At 31.6% G+C, this 17,641-nt stretch carries 18 protein-coding genes; 6 read left to right on the top strand and 12 right to left on the bottom strand.

All coding sequences use genetic code 11. From position 1 onward, the window contains the following. Positions 1-41 precede the first annotated feature (41 nt). A complete protein-coding gene (locus BUC03_RS02355) occupies positions 42-956 on the top strand; it encodes a dimethylarginine dimethylaminohydrolase family protein (protein WP_073147834.1) in 915 nt (304 codons plus the stop codon). Positions 957-1,106: 150 nt separating this feature from the next. Further along, positions 1,107-2,045 carry a citrulline utilization hydrolase CtlX gene (ctlX, locus tag BUC03_RS02350; protein ID WP_073147832.1) on the top strand — a complete coding sequence of 313 codons (939 nt, stop codon included), beginning with the start codon at positions 1,107-1,109 and terminating at the stop codon, positions 2,043-2,045. Between the two features lie 97 nt (positions 2,046-2,142). Here the strand turns inward: ctlX and BUC03_RS02345 are convergent, their stop codons facing one another. Then, a complete protein-coding gene (locus BUC03_RS02345; protein ID WP_234971590.1) occupies positions 2,143-3,633 on the bottom strand; it encodes a BCCT family transporter in 1,491 nt (496 codons plus the stop codon). Further along, complete coding sequence (locus BUC03_RS02340; protein ID WP_073147830.1) at positions 3,630-5,060, bottom strand: SDR family oxidoreductase; 1,431 nt, start codon at positions 5,058-5,060, stop codon at positions 3,630-3,632. The genes BUC03_RS02345 and BUC03_RS02340 overlap by 4 nt, the downstream gene beginning before the upstream one ends. Before the next feature lie 69 nt (positions 5,061-5,129). On the opposite strand from BUC03_RS02340, the gene BUC03_RS02335 reads away from it, so the two are divergent. Further along, positions 5,130-5,333 (top strand): DUF3185 family protein, encoded by a 204-nt coding sequence (locus BUC03_RS02335; RefSeq protein WP_073147828.1) that lies wholly within the window; start codon positions 5,130-5,132, stop codon positions 5,331-5,333. A gap of 37 nt (positions 5,334-5,370) precedes the next feature. Here the strand turns inward: BUC03_RS02335 and BUC03_RS02330 are convergent, their stop codons facing one another. The 3 genes from BUC03_RS02330 to BUC03_RS02320 form a co-directional block, all read right to left on the bottom strand. Beyond that, on the bottom strand, positions 5,371-6,003 hold the full coding sequence (locus BUC03_RS02330; protein ID WP_073147826.1) for a MarC family protein: 633 nt from the start codon (positions 6,001-6,003) through the stop codon (positions 5,371-5,373). A 134-nt stretch (positions 6,004-6,137) separates the two neighbouring features. Continuing rightward, positions 6,138-6,563: a hypothetical protein gene (locus BUC03_RS02325; protein ID WP_073147824.1), complete on the bottom strand. Its 426-nt coding sequence runs from the start codon at positions 6,561-6,563 to the stop codon at positions 6,138-6,140. A 4-nt stretch (positions 6,564-6,567) separates the two neighbouring features. After that, positions 6,568-7,017 carry a thioredoxin family protein gene (locus BUC03_RS02320; protein WP_073147822.1) on the bottom strand — a complete coding sequence of 150 codons (450 nt, stop codon included), beginning with the start codon at positions 7,015-7,017 and terminating at the stop codon, positions 6,568-6,570. 181 nt (positions 7,018-7,198) lie between these two features. On the opposite strand from BUC03_RS02320, the gene argS reads away from it, so the two are divergent. Then, positions 7,199-8,974 carry an arginine--tRNA ligase gene (argS, locus tag BUC03_RS02315; protein ID WP_073147820.1) on the top strand — a complete coding sequence of 592 codons (1,776 nt, stop codon included), beginning with the start codon at positions 7,199-7,201 and terminating at the stop codon, positions 8,972-8,974. A 6-nt stretch (positions 8,975-8,980) separates the two neighbouring features. On the opposite strand, the gene BUC03_RS02310 is transcribed toward argS, so the two are convergent. The 3 genes from BUC03_RS02310 to BUC03_RS02300 all read right to left on the bottom strand — a co-directional run bounded on the left by BUC03_RS02310 (position 8,981) and on the right by BUC03_RS02300 (position 12,756). Continuing rightward, entirely contained in the window at positions 8,981-11,203 is a 2,223-nt protein-coding gene (locus tag BUC03_RS02310) for a TonB-dependent receptor plug domain-containing protein (RefSeq protein ID WP_159432688.1), read from the bottom strand. A gap of 76 nt (positions 11,204-11,279) precedes the next feature. Then, positions 11,280-12,185, bottom strand: coding sequence for a FecR family protein (locus BUC03_RS02305; protein WP_073147817.1), 906 nt, complete (start codon positions 12,183-12,185; stop codon positions 11,280-11,282). A gap of 55 nt (positions 12,186-12,240) precedes the next feature. Next, entirely contained in the window at positions 12,241-12,756 is a 516-nt protein-coding gene (locus BUC03_RS02300; protein WP_073147815.1) for an RNA polymerase sigma factor, read from the bottom strand. A gap of 364 nt (positions 12,757-13,120) precedes the next feature. Between BUC03_RS02300 and ffh the strand changes: the two genes are divergently transcribed. Together ffh and BUC03_RS02290 are read left to right on the top strand one after the other, a co-directional pair. Next, positions 13,121-14,449 (top strand): signal recognition particle protein, encoded by a 1,329-nt coding sequence (gene ffh, locus BUC03_RS02295; protein WP_073147813.1) that lies wholly within the window; start codon positions 13,121-13,123, stop codon positions 14,447-14,449. An 84-nt stretch (positions 14,450-14,533) separates the two neighbouring features. After that, a complete protein-coding gene (locus tag BUC03_RS02290) occupies positions 14,534-15,424 on the top strand; it encodes a bifunctional 5,10-methylenetetrahydrofolate dehydrogenase/5,10-methenyltetrahydrofolate cyclohydrolase (RefSeq protein WP_073147811.1) in 891 nt (296 codons plus the stop codon). Between the two features lie 35 nt (positions 15,425-15,459). Here BUC03_RS02290 and BUC03_RS02285 read toward each other — a convergent pair whose 3' ends face one another. The 4 genes from BUC03_RS02285 to BUC03_RS02270 are packed head-to-tail and all read right to left on the bottom strand — an operon-like array spanning position 15,460 to position 17,618. Then, positions 15,460-15,861: a YkvA family protein gene (locus BUC03_RS02285; protein WP_317041136.1), complete on the bottom strand. Its 402-nt coding sequence runs from the start codon at positions 15,859-15,861 to the stop codon at positions 15,460-15,462. A 1-nt stretch (position 15,862) separates the two neighbouring features. Next, positions 15,863-16,948, bottom strand: a complete 1,086-nt coding sequence (locus BUC03_RS02280) for an AI-2E family transporter (RefSeq protein ID WP_073147809.1) — start codon at positions 16,946-16,948, stop codon at positions 15,863-15,865. A 3-nt stretch (positions 16,949-16,951) separates the two neighbouring features. Then, positions 16,952-17,377 carry a VOC family protein gene (locus BUC03_RS02275; protein WP_073147807.1) on the bottom strand — a complete coding sequence of 142 codons (426 nt, stop codon included), beginning with the start codon at positions 17,375-17,377 and terminating at the stop codon, positions 16,952-16,954. Between the two features lies 1 nt (position 17,378). Next, the gene (locus BUC03_RS02270) at positions 17,379-17,618 is read right to left on the bottom strand and encodes a DUF7218 family protein (protein ID WP_073147805.1); all 240 of its coding nucleotides are present in this window, start codon (positions 17,616-17,618) and stop codon (positions 17,379-17,381) included. Positions 17,619-17,641 lie beyond the last annotated feature (23 nt).

Raw genomic sequence — 17,641 nt, 5'->3', positions numbered from 1 at the left:
AGAAATATGAAGCTTTTTTTATATTTGCTAAAAAAGTAAAAATGCTTTCACTAAAGATTACAAACGAAACCAATAAACTTAAAGCTGTAGTTTTAGGTCTTGCTAAAAATATAGGAAATAAACCTACTATAGAAGATACTTACGATCCTAAATCTTTAGAACATTTAAAAGCTGGCACCTATCCAGAAGAGCAGGATATGGTAAAAGAAATTAAAGCGGTAGAAGAGGTTTTAAAAAAATATGATGTTGAAGTCTATCGCCCAAAAGTAATAGAAAATTATAACCAAATTTTTGCACGTGATATTGGTTTTGTAATTGAAGATAAATTTGTTATCGCGAATATCTTACCAGATAGGGAGCGTGAGATTGAAGCAATTCAGCACATAATAGATTTAATACCTAAAGAAAATGTAGTGCGTTTTCCAGAAGAAGCACACGTAGAAGGTGGCGATGTAATGCCGCATGGCGACTATATTTTTATAGGTACATATAGAGGAGAAGATTACCCAGATTTTATCACGGCAAGAACCAATACCAAAGCAGTAAGCGCATTAGAAGAATTATTTCCTGGTAAGACAGTGAAATCGTTTAACCTTAGAAAATCTAATACAGATGCCAAAAATAATGCATTACATTTAGACTGTTGTTTTCAACCAGTAGGTAAAAACAAAGCTATTATTCATAAAAACGGATTTTTAGAAGAAGAAGAATACGAGTGGTTGGTAAATTACTTCGGAAAAGAAAATGTATTTGAAATTACAGCAGAAGAAATGTACCATATGAATAGCAATATTTTTTCTATTTCTCCAGAAGTGGTTATTTCTGAAAAGAATTTTACAAGATTAAATACTTGGCTGCGTGAACAAGGTATCACGGTTGAAGAAGTGCCTTACGCAGAAATTGCAAAGCAAGAAGGATTGTTGCGCTGCTCTACCTTACCTTTAATAAGAGAATAATTGCGTTAAGGATTGAGCGGTGTGTTTGAGCTCTTTTTTGTTTTCTTGAGCGGAGCGAAAAGGTAACAAAATAAGCGAGTAGCGAAAGCCAGCCCGAACGCCATAAATAAAAGTTGTTTCAGTAAAATTAATGAATGCAAAAAAAGAAAAATGAAACAGATTACAGATAGTATTTTAATGATTAGACCTGTTGCCTTCAGAATGAATGAAGAGACGGCGGTGAATAATTATTTTCAGAAAAATATAGATGGAGCAGTTGATGAAATAACACAAAAAGCACAGCAAGAGTTTGATGATTTTGTATCGAAACTTCGCAAAGTTGGAGTAAATGTGGTGGTGGTAGATGATATTGCAGAAAATAATACGCCAGATTCTATTTTCCCAAATAATTGGGTCTCTTTTCATGAAAATGGAGATGTTGCATTATACCCAATGTTTGCAGAAAATAGACGTAGAGAACGTCGCGAAGATATTTTACAGCGTTTAGAAGAAGAAGGTTTTAAAATAAATAATATAGTTGATTATACTGCTGCAGAAGAGGAAGATGTTTTTTTAGAAGGTACAGGAAGTTTATTGTTAGACCGTGTAAATGAAAAAGCATATTGTGCAATTTCTGCTCGTGCCGATGAGAGTTTGTTAATTGAATTTTGTGAAGATTTTGAATATACGCCTGTAGTTTTTGATGCAAATCAAACCGTGAATGGAGAACGCAAAGCTATTTACCATACCAACGTAATGATGTGTCTGGCAGAAGAGTTTGCAGTTATTTGTTTAGATACGATAGATGATAAAAAACAGCGCAAAGCAGTAATTAGTAGTTTAAAAGAAGATGGAAAAGAAATAATTTCTATTTCTGAAGAACAAATGCATCAGTTTGCGGGTAATATGTTACAAGTACAAGGTGCATTTAATAAAAAATATTTGGTAATGAGTGAGCGTGCTCACCAAAGTTTAACGGCAGACCAAGTTGCTAAAATTGAAAAACATTGCGAGATTTTAAGTAGTAGCTTACAAACTATTGAGACTCTTGGTGGTGGTAGCGCGCGTTGTATGTTAGCTGAAGTTTTCTTACCAAAAGCTGAAAAATAAAATTTTTTAAAAAAAGTGTCATGCTGAACTTGATTCAGCATCGCATCCCGATAAACAAAACCTCACAGGCTTTATAATCTGTGAGGTTTTTTGTTGTTTAAGATTTTAAATTTCTAAAATCTTTCACTAAACGGATACCTATAAGAACACTTAAAAATGCAAAGGGTAGAGAAGTGATAATTAATAATTTTTGCATTGCCGTAAGTACATTAATTTCTGTATTAAAACTACCCAATACTAAAATTGCTTCTGTGAAAACTAACATTAAAATAGCCCAAACTAAACGATGTGTTTTTTTAGGATGTTGATTCCCTCTATCTGTAAACATACTTAATACATAAATAGCAGAATCTACCGAGGTAATTAAAAAACCAACCAATAAAATAATAGTGAGTATAGATGTTGCAGTAGAAAATGGATGTGCTTGTAAGAAAACAAAAACAGAAGTGAAAACATTATCAAATTCTCCTTGGTAATTACTCATTTTTTCTATTAGCTGAAAAGACGAAGTGCCAAAAACACTAAACCAAAAGAAACTACCTAAAGACGGAATTAAAATAGCGCCTAAAATCATTTGTCTAATAGTTCTTCCTTTAGAAATTCTAGCAATAAAAATACCTGTAAAAGGTGCCCAAGCTAACCAAAATGCCCAATAATAAAGAGTCCAATCGGTAAGAAATTGTTTTCCGGGATTATAGTTTCCTAAAGCTAAACTTAGCGGAACAAAGTCAATTATGTATTGATAGGTAGCAATTCCGAAGTTTTTCAGAATTAAAAGCATATCATTTTGTAAGAAAATAAATAGCAATAGTAAAGAGGTAAGCGCAATATTCCAATTAGATAATTTCTGGATTCCGTTACTTATCCCACGATAAGCAGAGATAAAACCTAGTAAAAAAATTACAAATGTAAAGAGGTATGCAAAATAATAATTATGGTTGGGGTCAAGTAAAAAAGTAAGTCCGCCTTCAATTTGCTTAGTTCCTAATCCAATGGCGGCTACAATTCCTATAACCGTGGTAAGTACAGTTAGTAAATCTACTCCTTTAATTAATTTACTACTTTCATATTGAGGGAAAGCATTGCTAAGCAGCATGCTTTTATTTTTTACAAATAAATAGTACCCCATTACCAATGCAAAAAACACGTAAAAAGCCCAAGCAGTAAATCCCCATTGGTAAAATGTATATTCTAGTGCAATTATTTCTGAAGTATTATCACTAACAATTGGCGGATTTTGTTGCATAAATACAGGCTCTTGTACTGCACGTAACAAGATGCCAGCACCCATACCTGCGCTGTAAAGCATAGCAACCCAAGATAATGTTTTGTATTCTGGTTTTTTACCGCCCAATCTTATCTTGCCAAATGGAGTAAAGGCTAAAACTAAAAGAAAAACTACACAAGCTAAGCCTAACCATAAATAAAAACTCCCAAAAAGGTTTCTAACAATTAAGGAGTATTCTTCAATAAGTTGATAAAAGCTTTCTGGAGAAATAAAAATAAAACTGGAGAATACTAGAATAAAGACAACAGAAAATGCTAAAAGTAAATTGTTTTTTAAATAATGAAGTAAAGTTTTAATCACTTGGCAGAGGCAATTTCATTCAACATTCCTTTAAAAATAAAAAAATGAAAAGGTAACATACTGTACCAATATGCTCTACCAGCAAGGCCCTTTGGTCTAAAAGTAGCAGTTTGGTGTACCACTCCGCTTTCATCTATACAAAATTCTAACCAAGCCTCTCCGGGCACTTTCATCTCTGCAAATAATAACAAACGTTTTTGTTCTTTATCGGCCAAGAGTACGCGCCAAAAATCTAAAGAATCTCCTGTGTTTATTTTGTGTAGGTGAGTTCTTCCGCGACGTAAACCTACTCCTCCAAAAAGTTTATCTAGGTAACCTCTAAATTTCCATAAAGTATCTGCGTAGTACCAACCACTTTGTCCTCCAATACTCCAGATTTTCTCTAAAGCCGCTTCAGGGTTTTCTGCTTTTTGTTGCTGACTGTCTTTTAAACAACCGTGTTTAGGTACTTGTATGTATTTGTTAAGGTCTTTTTGTTTGTATCTTCCGCTAGATTTTGAATCTTTCCAGCTAGAGATAACTTGATTTTGTTCAATTTTATCAAAAGCTACTTTTATAGCTTCATCATAAGTTAAAGGATTAATGTTGAGCATATCTTGTAGTCTCTTGTCTTTAGAGATTACTTCTACCGTCATACTATCTACTAAATTTACAGCAAGTTTATAAGAAGTTGAGGTAACAAAATATAACCAATAAGAAGATAGGCGTGGCGTCATAAAGGGAACGCCAACAATATGTAAACGTAAGCCTCTTATTTTAGAATACTGCAGCATCATTTTTTTGTAGGTTAGCACTTCTGGGCCGCCAATATCAAAAGCTTCATCATAACATTTCTCGTTACCTAAAACGCCAGTAAGAAATTCTAGTACATTTCTAATAGCAATGGGTTGTGTTTTGGTGTTTACCCACCGTGGAGTAATCATAAACGGAAGTTTTTCACATAAATCTCTAATAATTTCAAAAGAAGAGCTCCCAGAACCTACTACAATACCTGCTTGTAAACATGTAAGGTGAAAATTACCTTCTTGTAAAATTTCGCCTACTTTTTGTCTAGAACTTAAATGCTTAGAGCTTTCTTTTTCATTTGTCATTCCGGTTAAAAAAATAACCTGTTTAACGTTAAGTGGTGCAAGGTATTTATTAAAATTTTCTGCGGCTTGCGCTTCTTTTTCGTCAAAATCTTTAGTAGAAGTAGTCATAGAATGGATGAGGTAATACGCCGCATCTATATCTGTAGGTAAGATATTTTGTTTTACTTCTTCTAAAAAATCAATTTCTACAATTTCAATTTCTTTTTTAACCTCAGGGTCTACAGAAAGTCGCTCTGCACTTCTTACTGCACAAACAACTTTATGACCTTGCTCTAATAGCAGAGGTAATAACCGCATTCCTATATAACCATTTGCACCTGTAAGAAGAATTTTCATTGCTTAATTTTAGTAGAAATTTACAATTTAATACTTAACTTTCGATGCTATTTAAGAAGGGTTTATAAAATGAAAAATACGTTGAAGTTTGTATTGCTAATTCTAGGAGCAATTTTAATTGGTTACGGAATCTATACTTTGTTTTTTCCGCACATTTCTTTAGAAAATGGAACCGAAAAAGTATTGGCAGAGAGTGATAGCACTCAGTCTTTTGCAATGATTTGCTTAGGAGTACTTTCTTTAGTATGCGGAATAGCTTTTAGAAAAAAATAATTTCTCTAAAAGCTATAAGGTGAAAAAAGTGCATTGTTTATCTAAAAACAATACCTAAAACCGTCATTACAGAAGAGCTAATATATTCTATCCCAATTGCAATTACTATAAAACCTATAATTCTTGAAATTGCATTAATACCAGAGGCGCCTAACCATTTTACTATAAAAGGAGCACTTTTAAGCACTAAAAAAGTAGCCAGACAAACCGTTAAAATAGAAAGTACAATAATTACTTGGTCTAGAAGAATGCTGTATTCTTCATTTAAACCAATTAAAAACGAAATAGACCCAGGGCCAGCAAGCATAGGGATTGCCAAGGGTGTAAGTGCAACGCCTTCTCTCTGGTAAGCATCGTTCTGCACTTTTTCTCTGTCCATACCTTTATGCTTATTAAAGGTTCCTGTAAGTAATGCAAAACCAGAAGAAACAATGATGAGTCCGCCAGCAATACGTAGAGATTCAATACTAATTCCGAAGAAATTTAAAATGTATTTTCCTGTAAAAAAGGAAATTACCAATATCACAAAAATATTGACTGCGGTTAGTATAGAGGTTTTAGACCTTTCTGCATTAGAGTCTTCTTTTGTTAAACCTACAAAAATAGGTACCGTGCCTAACGGGTTAATTACCGAGAATAAAGCGGCAAATGCATAGATAAATAAATCCATTTTTTTTTGCTGCAAATGTGATTTTAAAAATCTATTTGTATGTAAGTAATTGTTTAAAAGAGTGTTTGCTTAATGTTAAAGATGCTCTTTTAAAGTTAAGAGCAGGTTTGCTTTTGTGAGGTTTTTATAGTGAATTATTCAAGAAAGGAAGAAGAGCTCCAGTGCTTAGCTTTATAATCAAGTATTTTTTTCATAAATAGATGTACAGCTTTCTCATTTGCTTTTACTTTGATAAAGAAATGATCTCGGTATATAGAGTATTCTTCTGCTTTACCTTTGTAAAGACGAAGTTTGTAATACGGAATTATTAATGCATAAGTTTCTAAAATAGATCTAAACGTAATAATAATACCGTCTGGGCGCATTTCAATATTGCAAGTGTTGATGTATTTATCTAAAATAAGCAGGTTATGTATTTCTATACTTGTAGAAGTAATAAAAAGTTTGCTAGAGCCAACTCCATTCATTTTAATTCGCTCTAAAAGGGTAAAAGGTTTACCTACTTCCGCATTAATTTTTTCTCGAAGTTCTGGTTTATTGTAAGAAACGTTTACAAGCATATAATTAATTTTTTGTATAAACTTTACCTAAATTAATAAGTTGTATAGGGGTTTTGTAGCCAGAAACTCGATTTAAAATTCTGCCGTTGCCACCATCTAAAAACAGTAGAGTAGGGTAACTTTGCAAACCAATACTTTTTGCAATTTTTTGGCCTTCTCCTTTTTCTGCATTTAAGGCTATGCTTATAAATTCATCATTATAAAAATTACCAACTTCTTTATCTTTTAGCGTATTTTTTTTGAGTGATTTACAAACACCACACCAATCTGCATAAAGGTAAACAAAGACTAGTTTTTTTTCAGAACTAGCTTTTTCTAGAGCTTCTTGGTAACTGCCGTGATAAAAATTAATTCCTTTTTTAGCAGTTAAGTTGTTTGCAGAAAAAATACCAAAACAAATAAATAGACTTATAAATGAAAATTTATGAAGTATGAAATAAGAAAGTAAGCGCATAAAGTAAAAGAATAATACTTAAAATTAAGTTTTAAATTATAGTAATACAAATAGTTAAGAAATATTTGTTAGCTGTTTAAGGCAGATTTTAATAGAAATAAGTAAGCAGGAAAGCTGTTAACAATATTAGTAGGCTTTAAATTTTAAATTATCTTTGCCTTTCAAAAATTTTTTGAGAAAAATGACAATTCAAGACACATTAGCACAAAAGGTAAAAGAAGCAGTACAACACCTTCATCAAGTAGAATTAGAAAATATAGAGTTTCAAGCTACACGTAAAGAGTTTGAAGGAGATGTAACCGTGGTAGTTTTTCCTATGTTAAGGCAAGTAAAAACAAATCCTGTTCAATTAGGAGAAGCTATAGGAAAATATTTAGAAGAAAATGTAGAAGAAGTTTCTGGCTTTAATGTGGTAAAAGGTTTTTTGAATATTGTATTAAGTGATAGCTATTTCTTGAAGTTTTTCAATTTAATGAAAGACAATGAGCAGTATGGCAAGGTTACTACAGATGAGAAATCTCCTAAGTTAATGGTAGAGTACTCTTCGCCTAACACAAATAAACCACTGCATTTAGGGCACGTACGTAATAACTTATTGGGTTATTCTGTTTCAGAAATTTTAAAAGCAGCAGGAAATACGGTTTACAAAACTCAAATTATTAACGACCGTGGTATACATATTTGTAAAAGTATGTTGGCTTGGCAAAAATTTGGAGAGGGAGAAACTCCAGAGTCTACTGGCTTAAAAGGAGATAAGTTAGTTGGTAATTACTACGTAAAGTTTGATAAAGAATATAAAACTCAAATTGCAGAGTTACAAAAACAAGGCTTAACAGAAGAAGAAGCTAAAAAAGAAGCTCCATTATTATTAGAAGCTCAAAAAATGCTTTTACAATGGGAAGCAGGAGATGAAGAGGTAGTTGCGCTTTGGAAAAAAATGAACCAATGGGTGTACGATGGTTTTGAAAAAACCTATACTGCACTTGGTGTAGATTTTGATAAAAATTATTACGAGAGCAATACTTACTTATTAGGAAAAGAAGTGGTAAACGATGGACTTGAAAAAGGAGTTTTTTACCGTAAAGAAGATGGTAGCGTTTGGATAGATTTGACAGACGAAGGTTTAGATGAAAAAATTGTGTTACGATCAGACGGGACTGCGGTTTATATGACGCAAGATATCGGGACAGCCATTCAGCGTGTAGAAGATTATGCCATTAACGGAATGGTTTATACCGTTGGTAACGAGCAAGACTACCATTTTAAAGTGTTGTTTTTAATCTTGAAAAAATTAGGCTTTGAGTGGGCAAATCACTTATATCACTTAAGTTACGGAATGGTAGATTTACCTAGCGGAAAAATGAAAAGCCGTGAAGGTACCGTAGTAGATGCAGATGATTTGATTGCAGAGATGGCTAAAACAGCCCAAACAATTTCTGAAGATTTAGGGAAATTAGACGGTTATACAGAAGAAGAAAAGCAAGAACTTTACAATACCATAGGTTTAGGCGCTTTAAAATATTACATTTTAAAAGTAGACCCTAAAAAGAGAATATTATTTAACCCAGAAGAGTCGGTAGATTTTCAAGGAAATACAGGTCCGTTTATACAATATACCTACGCACGTATTCAATCTATTTTAAGAAAAGCAGATTTTAATTATTCGGAAGATTTAGAGGAATATGCGTTAAATGAAAAAGAACGTGAGGTAATAAAATTACTTCAGCAATACCCAGAAGTAATACAATTAGCAGCAGAGCAACACAGCCCAGCGTTAATTGCTAATTATACGTATGATTTGGTAAAAGAGTTTAATTCTTTTTATCAAAATGTAATTATTTTAGGAGCAGAAGTAGAAGCTCAAAAAATATTTAGAGTACAACTATCTCAAGCAGTAGCAAAAACCATTAAAAGTGCTTTTACATTATTAGGTATTAACGTACCAGAACGTATGTAATATAATTTAGAACTTAACCCTAAACACAAAGTTTGGGGTTAAGCCTAAAGCTTTTTGTTCTACTAAATAAATTTGATTATTGTCATCTTGCTGGTAATAGGCATTAATGATGTTTTTGTGGTCTAAAATATTCCAAATAGAAATACCAGCATAAGCTTGTAGTTTTTTCTGAATTTTAAATTTTTGGCTAGCAGAAATATCAACTCTAAAATAATCTTTTAAATTACTAGAGTTAGTCGCTTCATAATCAAATTGATTATTGGTAAGTCCCGTTTCAGAGATGGGAGTGAAGGGTTTACCAGACCTCCAGGTTAAACCAGAAGAAATTTCAAAATCTTTATAACTATAAGAAGTTGCTAGGGTAAACGAATTTGTTATTTCAAAATTATTAGGAATTGCATTAGCAGATAAATCTTCAAAATAGTAATTATTGTCTGTAATAGAGTAGCTTACTCTAGTATTAAATCTGTTTATCTTTTTACTGATTAGAAAATCAATTCCTTTAGCTTCATAATCACCAATAATTCTAGCATATTCATATTGGTTTTGAAAACCTTGACTTTGGGAGGTAATACCATTTACACGTTTTATATAACTTTCTATACTAGCAAGCCATTTATTTTTTTGGTAATGAATGCCTAACGATAATTGTTTACTTCTTAGTACCGGAATGTTTTCTTGATCTGCAAGCTGCCATTTTCTGTTTTCAATTCCCAAAAAGTCATTCTGAAAATCTACAATTTGTGTGGTGTATTGGCTTTTTAATTCGCCTAAAGCAATTGCAGAAAAATCTTTTAAAAATTTTTGGTTGAAGCTTATTCTAGGTTCTGCTAAAAATAAATTGAACTTATTAAAGTAATTGGCTCTTATGCCAATTTCTGCAACCGTATTTTTAGACGGACTGGTATATTTGGCAGAAGAAAATAAGCTATTAGTATTGAGGTTTTCTGAGTGAATATTTTCTTCTGTAATTTCTCCAGAAGCTTCTCCATCTTTTATGTTAGTAGAGGTAAACTCATAACCTGAGTTAAGTTGAAAGTTAGAATGAAATTTATATATCGTGTTTATTTTAAAACTATTTTCATTCAATTTATTTTCTTGATTTATCTCTTCTTCACTTAAGTTATTTTCATTACTAGAGGTTAAGTTGTAATTAGTATGATAGATTTGAAAGGAAGAGGAGAATTTTTCTGTCCAATTTCTTTTATAAAAAGCTCCCATTCCTAAATTTTTTTGTCCAAGAGTACTTCTTCTAACGTAAATATTATTTTGGTTAAACTCATTAGCAGTAAACTCTAACTCATTAGTGATGTAGAAGTAATTTATTCTCAATACATCTTTTTCAGATAATTGATAAAGCCACCTAAAGCTAATGTCAGAAAATTTAAAATCTTCTTCAGTCTTAATTAGGTTAGACGAGTTTTCGGTAATTTCTGTTTCTTGAAAAGCTCTGTCGTAATATTGTAAATAAGTAGGAGTTATAAAAGCATTGTTAATAGAAGATCTAGCAGAAAATTGTATAGAAGACTTATCGTCTAGTGGTGTGTCTAAATAAGCATCTATACTTAAAAAAGTTATTCCTGCTTCTGCTGTAAATGTTTTATTTACTTCTTGGTCTGATGATAGTTTAATAACGCTAGAAACGCTATTGCCGTAATTAGTAGGCGTGCCGTTTTTGTAGAGTTTAACTGTTTTATTTTGGTGCGGATTAATGGCAGAAATCAATCCGAAAAAGTGGCCAGTTTGGTAAACTCTAATTCCGTCCCATAAAATTAAATTTTGATCGTTAGTACCGCCTCTTACATTTATATTAGAAACAGTTTCATTAACACTTTCTACACCAGGTAATGCTTGTAGTGTTTGTAAAACATCTGGTTCAATTAAACCTGGTAAAATGTTTAATGTATTATAATCTATCTCTAAACTACCATCTTTTTGCTTGGTAATACCGGGAGCAATAAAGTTAGTTAGTACCACCTCGTCTAGTTTTTCTATAAGTATTTTTTCTTTGGAAGATAGGTTTACTGCTTTTACTTTTACAGCAATTTGCTCATTGTTAATAATTGTAAACTCAATACCGGTTTCTTTTTTTAAAAAAGCAATAGTTTCTGTAAAAGATAGTATGTTAGGTGGTTCTGGTACTTTTATGTTTTTTAAATCTTCATTTGCATAAGAAAAACTATAAGAAGAGTGTTTTTCTAAAATTTCTAGAAGCTCAATTAAAGGCAAAGAGTGTTTACTTTTTTCTTGAGAGAAAAGTTGACAAAAAAATAGAGAACATATAATTAAAAAAAGATATTTTTTTTTATTCACTCTTTATAATAGTTACAGATCTATCATCAATTTTATAAGTAAGATTAAAAGGAATGGTAATTGCCTTTAAAGCTTCTTCTAAATGGTGATGTACAAAACTTCCAGTGTAATTTTGATCTGTATCAAAAGTAAGGTTTTTTAGGTTAACCTTAATGTTGTATTGTCTTTCAAGTTCGTTTAAAACTTCTTTTAACGGGATGTTACTAAAACTTGTTTTACCAACCGTCCAAGATGGTTTTTGTAAGTTAATATCTTTAAAAGTAGAGCTGTTTTGTACATAGCTATACTCGTTACCTGCAGCAACTAATAAAGTGTCTTTGGCATTAATAACTTCTACCAAACCTTCGTAACAAGTTACAATAAATAAATTGTCACGTTGCTTAACGTTAAATTGAGTTCCTTTTACGCTAACTTGTCCATTAGGAGTTTTAACGGTAAATTTTTGACCTTTTGCTACTTTAAAAAATGCTTCTCCATTTAAAGTGACATTTCTGTTTTCTTGCCAAGAGTTTTCGTTAAAAGATAAATAAGAATCTGCATTTAACTCTACTGAAGAATTATCTGGTAAAATTATATGCTCTGTGGTAGCTAACTGAGTATTAAATTCTTGATTATTGGTATTCTTAAAAAATACGGTGTAACTTAAAAACCCAATAATTAAAACAGCTGCAATTTTACTAATTGTAGCAATCCATTTTTTAGAAGAGCTAGATTGTTTTTTCTGCTCTTGAATTTGCTTGTAAATTTTTTCTGATTCAAACTGAGGAGCCTTAAAATAGGGAACGCTAGCAATTATTTTTTGATAGTCTTTAAAACCATCAAGTTTCTCTAGCTCTTCTCTTTCTGTAAGAGAAAGCTCGTTATCTAGCCATTTTTTTATAAGTTCTTCTTTATTCATTTATCAGTATTCTACAATTAAAACAACTGAAACTAAATTTCTCCTACCTCTATTTTTAAATTTCTTTTAAATCTTCTCGTAATTTTTTTAAAGCAGAGTAAATTCTTTTTTCTACTGCTTTAGTAGAGACCCCTAAAATATCTGCTATTTCTTTGTGTTTTTTACCTTCGGTTCTATTCATCATAAAAGCAACTCTTTGTGATTCTGTTAGTTTAGAAAGCGCATGCTGAAATTTAATAAGGTATTCTTTTTCTTCAATTAAAAACTGCGGGTCTTGGTTGTTAATTTTAGAAGTATGTACCTCTTGGTATTTCAAAACTATTTTTTGGTGCTTAAACTCATTCAGCATTAAATTATTGGCAACCGTAAAAAGAAAAGATTTAGCTTTAGAGGGAGGTACTTCTTTACATTTTTTCCACAGTTTAATAAAAGCTTCTTGTACTTTATCTTGTGGTTGTAATTGGTCACCAAACTTGTAGTATAAAAAATTATATAAATGGGTAGCATAATCTTTGTAAATTTTACCAAAAAGGCGCTCTTCACAAACATTTTCTTTTAAAGATTTTCCCATTTATAATTATTTTAGGCAATAAATTTAGAAATTTTTAAGAGATTAAATAAATGAAAAATTTCTTACAACTATAAATAACCTGATGTTTATTTTGTGAAAGTACTTACAATTAAAAGTTTTTAAAATACGTTTAGACGTTTAAAATTTAAAACTAAATTATTTTAGTAAAATTCTGTCAAAGCTTTATTTTATAGGTATTTAAAGTAATTATTTTTATTATTGAATAGATGTTTTTGTGAAGAATTAAGAGAGTAATACAGTAAGAAAATATATAATTTAAAAAGAGCATTATTTTTAAGAATGATTTTTTAATGTTAAACTTCAAATCATTAACTTTGCAAATCTCAAAATTGACTGAAAGACTATGTTTGATAATTTAAGTGATAAGTTAGATAAGGCGTTACACGTATTAAAAGGGCACGGACAAATTACAGAGGTTAATGTTGCTGAAACATTAAAAGAAGTAAGAAGAGCTTTAGTAGATGCCGATGTAAACTTTAAAACAGCCAAAAACTTCACCAATGTTGTAAAAGAAAAAGCACTTGGGCAAAATGTACTTACTGCATTAAAACCAGGGCAGCTTATGGTTAAGCTTGTAAAAGATGAGCTTACAGAGTTAATGGGTGGTGATGCAGAAGGGATTAATCTTTCAGGAAATCCTAGTGTGATTTTAATGTCTGGTTTACAGGGTAGTGGTAAAACTACTTTTTCTGGTAAATTGGCTAATTTCTTGAAAACTAAAAAAACTAAAAAACCTTTATTGGTTGCCTGTGATGTTTATCGTCCTGCAGCAATAGATCAATTACATGTAGTAGGAGATCAAATAGGAGTTGAGGTATTTTCAGACAGAGAAGAGAAAAATCCAGTAGCAATTTCAGAAAAAGGTATTGCTTACGCTAAAGCTAATGGGTTTAATGTAGTGATTATTGATACCGCTGGTCGTTTAGCTGTAGATGAGGTGATGATGAATGAAATATCAGACATCCATAAAGCTATAAAACCACAAGAAACCTTATTTGTAGTAGATGCAATGACGGGGCAAGATGCTGTAAATACAGCAAAAGCCTTTAATGATACTTTAAATTTTGACGGGGTAATTCTTACCAAGTTAGATGGGGATACTCGAGGTGGAGCTGCTATCTCAATTAAATCTGTAGTAAATAAACCTATTAAGTTTATTGGTACAGGAGAAAAGATGGAAGCTATAGACATCTTTTACCCTGCACGTATGGCAGAGCGTATTCTTGGAATGGGAGATGTTGTTTCTTTAGTAGAAAGAGCTCAAGAACAATATGATGAAGAAGAAGCAAGAAAACTTCAGAAAAAAATTGCAAAAAATCAATTTGGTTTTGACGATTTCTTAAACCAAATTCAGCAGGTAAAGAAAATGGGGAACATGAAAGACCTTATTGGAATGATACCTGGTGCAGGAAAAGCAATGAAAGATATAGATATAGATGATGATGCTTTTAAACATATAGAAGCAATTATTCATTCTATGACACCAGAAGAAAGATCTACACCTACACTTATTAATGCTAGTAGAAAGAAAAGAATAGGGAAAGGTTCTGGTACTTCTGTAACACAAGTAAATCAATTGCTAAAACAGTTTGACCAAATGAGCAAAATGATGAAAATGATGCAAGGCGGTGGCGGCAAACGAATGATGCAAATGATGAAAGGAATGAAGTAATAAAGAAAGGTGAGCGTAAAATGCTGACCTTTTTTAATTGATATAATTTAATAGTTACCCCCACACAGATTCAAATAAATAAAGATGATCTTATTAGACGGTAAAAAAGTTAGTAACGATATAAAAAATGAAATTGCTGCAGAAGTAAATAAAATGAAGGAGCGTAAAGAAAAAGTTCCGCATTTAGCAGCAATAATTGTAGGTAATGACGGTGCTAGTCTTACTTACGTAAATAGTAAAGTAAAGTCTTGTAAACGAGTAGGTTTTGAGTCTAGTTTAGTAAGCTTATCTGGTACAACTAGTGAAGTAGAATTACTAAACAAAATAGAAGAATTAAATAATAACGACGATATAGATGGTTTTATCGTACAGTTACCATTGCCACCTCAAATAGATACGCAAAAAGTATTAATGGCAGTAGATCCAGATAAAGATGTAGATGGTTTTCACCCTACTAACTTTGGGAAAATGTCTTTAGATATGACTTCTTTTATACCTGCAACACCTTTTGGTATTTTAGAGCTTTTAGAGCGTTATAACATACCAACTAAAGGTAAACATACGGTTGTAATTGGTAGAAGCCATATTGTTGGAAGACCAATGAGTATATTAATGGGAAGAAGTGGTTTTCCAGGAAACTCTACAGTAACTCTAACTCATAAGTACACAAAAAACATCACGCAAATTACCTCACAGGCAGATATTATTATTATTGCCGTGGGTATTCCTCATTTTTTAAAGGCAGAAATGATTAAAGATGATGCAGTAGTTATTGACGTGGGAATTACAAGAGTACCAGACGAATCTACAGAGAAAGGATATAAAATTGTGGGAGATGTAGATTTTGATAATGTAAAGAAAAAGGCTTCTCATATTACTCCAGTACCTGGAGGGGTAGGGCCAATGACCATTGCAATGCTTTTAAAGAATACGTTATTAGCAAGAGAGCGTCACCGCCAAAGAGAAAATAAATAGATTAAAAAAGGAAGCTAATTTAGCTTCCTTTTTTATTACTCTGTTTCTTCTAATTTCCAGTCCATATATTTATGCAAATCTGTTTCTATAAACTTTAAAGCTAGAGTAAAAACACTCATATCGTCAATATATCCAAATCCTGGAATAAAATCTGGTATTAAATCTAATGGATTTAGTACATATAATAATGCAAAAACAATAGAAGCTATGGTAAACCAAGGTACTTCGCCATAAGTTCCTTTTTTATAGTCTTTCAGCATATTAATCATAAGTTTACCCAACTCTGCATATTTTTCTAAAAAACTTGTATTAGACATTTTTTTATCAATTTCTTCTTGATTGTCTAATGTATGTGTAATATCTTTTTTTCTAGTCTTTTTTGCACCCTCTTTAACGTAGTCTTCGTTAATTTTATCTTTTATCTTATCAAACATCATATTACAGTTTTTTTGATTTATTTTCTTCTATCAAGTCTTTTTGTTTTATTTCTTCAGTATCTGTAGTGTCTATATTTTCTTTGGCTTTTCCGTATTCTTTCTTGTAAATTATTACAATTAACAGAAATAATGAAACTAATAACGGACCAAAAATTAAACCTATAAAACCAAATAAAGGAACACCTACTACCACTCCTATTAAGGTAATAAGTGGGTGTACATCTGATAATCTTTTTAATACATATAATCTAACAATATTATCAGAAGAACCAACCACTACAATTCCGTAAATTAATATAGCAACAGCTTGCCAGTTGTAGCCTTGAGCAAACATAAGTATAGTAACTGGTATAATACCAATTGCTGTCCCTACAAACGGAATCATAGAACCAATAGTGGTCACTACAAACCAGAAAAACGGATCTGGAACCCCAAATATTATAAAACCTATAAGAGCAATAATACCTTGTACTAATGCTACTAACGGAATACCAATAGCATTGGCTTTTACCATATCACCACTTTCATTACCAATCAAGATTAAATTTTCGTGGTTTATTGGGATATATTCATCTAAAGATTCTTTAATTTTTTTTCTATACGTTAGCATATAATAAAGCAAAAAGTACATAATACCAATTGCTATAAAAGCATTAAAAGTACCACCTGCTAAATCTTGTAAATTGGTAGAAATCCAGCTGGTAATTTCATTAGTATCAATTTGACTACTAATGTTGTAGCCTAAAGAATGCTCCCAACTATCTACTTGTTCTTTAAATGCCTGAACTACTTTTTCTGAATTATTTACTGCTTTCCCAATTTTAGAAGTAAGTAATAACACAATACCGGTAATAGGTACTAATATGCCTATAAAAGATGCTAGCATTAAAACGCTAGCTGCAAGGCCTGCATTCCAGCCTCTATTTACTAATTTTTTCATCCAGCCTTGTAGTAGAAAAAATAAAGTAATTGCTCCCAAAACACCTGAAAGGTAGGGAGTCATTTCTTTAAAAATAAGAAACCCTAAAAATATAATAAGCAATAAAATAAAAATTTGCCTAACTAAAGCTGGTTGAAGTTTTTTCATATATTATTTAGCAAATAATTGAGATTGATTTTTAAAAGCTTTAAATTCTAGTGCGTTGCCGCACGGATCATAAAAAAACATAGTGGCTTGCTCTCCAGGTTTGTCTTTAAACCTGAGGTAAGGCTCAATCTCAAATGAGACGTTTTTTTGATGAAGCATTTCTGCTAAATTATGAAAGTGCTCCCAAGTTAAAACTACTCCAAAATGTGGAATAGGAACGTCTTTTCCGTCAACAGGATTGGTGTTTCTTATTGTAGAAGATTCTTTTTTTTCTTTAAAATGAATAACTAATTGGTGACCAAAAAAATTAAAGTCTACCCACTGTTTATCACTTCTTCCTTCAGGTAATTCTAACGTGTCTCTATAAAATTGTCTAGCAAGTTCTAAATTATCTACCGGAATAGCTAAATGAAATGGTTGTATTTGCATATTAGTTATTTCTTAGCGCTTTAATCAATTCATCTTTAGACATTGTAGAACGCCCCTCAATACCTACTTTTTGAGCTTGTTGGTACAGTTCTTCTTTTGTTCGCTCTTCATATTTTTCACTATGTCCACCTTTTTTGCCAGAATTTTTTGTGTTGGCAATTCTAGCAGACTTCTCTTTACTATAGCCTTTATCTCTTAAAGCTTCGTATTGCTCTTCGTTTTTAATTCTTGGTCTTTCCATTTTTTCTTTAAAGTTACCAAGAA

It is taken from the genome of Mesonia phycicola (assembly GCF_900141885.1).
Lineage (GTDB): Bacteria > Bacteroidota > Bacteroidia > Flavobacteriales > Flavobacteriaceae > Mesonia > Mesonia phycicola.
The sequence above is the reverse complement of the archived record's forward strand: the minus strand, read 5'-3'. Positions and strand labels throughout refer to the sequence as shown.

What these genes read in the sequence shown, in the direction of transcription:
- BUC03_RS02355 (WP_073147834.1), top strand. Translation starts at nt 42, where the DNA reads ATGCTTTCACTAAAGATTACAAACGAAACCAATAAACTTAAAGCTGTA.
- ctlX (WP_073147832.1), top strand. Translation starts at nt 1,107, where the DNA reads ATGAAACAGATTACAGATAGTATTTTAATGATTAGACCTGTTGCCTTC.
- BUC03_RS02340 (WP_073147830.1), bottom strand. Translation starts at nt 5,060, where the DNA reads ATGAAAATTCTTCTTACAGGTGCAAATGGTTATATAGGAATGCGGTTA.
- BUC03_RS02335 (WP_073147828.1), top strand. Translation starts at nt 5,130, where the DNA reads ATGAAAAATACGTTGAAGTTTGTATTGCTAATTCTAGGAGCAATTTTA.
- BUC03_RS02330 (WP_073147826.1), bottom strand. Translation starts at nt 6,003, where the DNA reads ATGGATTTATTTATCTATGCATTTGCCGCTTTATTCTCGGTAATTAAC.
- BUC03_RS02325 (WP_073147824.1), bottom strand. Translation starts at nt 6,563, where the DNA reads ATGCTTGTAAACGTTTCTTACAATAAACCAGAACTTCGAGAAAAAATT.
- BUC03_RS02320 (WP_073147822.1), bottom strand. Translation starts at nt 7,017, where the DNA reads ATGCGCTTACTTTCTTATTTCATACTTCATAAATTTTCATTTATAAGT.
- argS (WP_073147820.1), top strand. Translation starts at nt 7,199, where the DNA reads ATGACAATTCAAGACACATTAGCACAAAAGGTAAAAGAAGCAGTACAA.
- BUC03_RS02305 (WP_073147817.1), bottom strand. Translation starts at nt 12,185, where the DNA reads ATGAATAAAGAAGAACTTATAAAAAAATGGCTAGATAACGAGCTTTCT.
- BUC03_RS02300 (WP_073147815.1), bottom strand. Translation starts at nt 12,756, where the DNA reads ATGGGAAAATCTTTAAAAGAAAATGTTTGTGAAGAGCGCCTTTTTGGT.
- ffh (WP_073147813.1), top strand. Translation starts at nt 13,121, where the DNA reads ATGTTTGATAATTTAAGTGATAAGTTAGATAAGGCGTTACACGTATTA.
- BUC03_RS02290 (WP_073147811.1), top strand. Translation starts at nt 14,534, where the DNA reads ATGATCTTATTAGACGGTAAAAAAGTTAGTAACGATATAAAAAATGAA.
- BUC03_RS02285 (WP_317041136.1), bottom strand. Translation starts at nt 15,861, where the DNA reads ATGATGTTTGATAAGATAAAAGATAAAATTAACGAAGACTACGTTAAA.
- BUC03_RS02280 (WP_073147809.1), bottom strand. Translation starts at nt 16,948, where the DNA reads ATGAAAAAACTTCAACCAGCTTTAGTTAGGCAAATTTTTATTTTATTG.
- BUC03_RS02275 (WP_073147807.1), bottom strand. Translation starts at nt 17,377, where the DNA reads ATGCAAATACAACCATTTCATTTAGCTATTCCGGTAGATAATTTAGAA.
- BUC03_RS02270 (WP_073147805.1), bottom strand. Translation starts at nt 17,618, where the DNA reads ATGGAAAGACCAAGAATTAAAAACGAAGAGCAATACGAAGCTTTAAGA.